The organism is Paraburkholderia sp. BR10937, assembly GCF_040965695.1.
In the GTDB taxonomy this organism is placed as follows: Bacteria; Pseudomonadota; Gammaproteobacteria; order Burkholderiales; family Burkholderiaceae; genus Paraburkholderia.
In genome coordinates this window covers 1-212 of record NZ_JBFRCL010000324.1, presented here as the reverse complement: position 1 = coordinate 212, position 212 = coordinate 1, and the positions used below count along the sequence as shown (strand labels likewise).

Genomic DNA, 212 nt, shown 5'->3' with positions numbered 1-212 from the left:
GACTGAGCTACAGACCCCTGAGTCTGTCTTTCTTACAGCCGACAAGTGTGAGCGCTTGAACGCGTGTGAGCGATGAGCTCTGGACAGGAGGTGATCCAGCCGCACCTTCCGATACGGCTACCTTGTTACGACTTCACCCCAGTCATGAATCCTGCCGTGGTGACCGTCCTCCTTGCGGTTAGACTAGCCACTTCTGGCAAAACCCACTCCCA

General features: G+C 56.1%; 1 rRNA gene. It reads right to left on the bottom strand.

The features are described 5' to 3' along the window. Positions 1 to 83: 83 nt before the first annotated feature. Positions 84 to 212, bottom strand: a 16S ribosomal RNA gene (locus AB4Y44_RS43125); the annotation flags it as partial.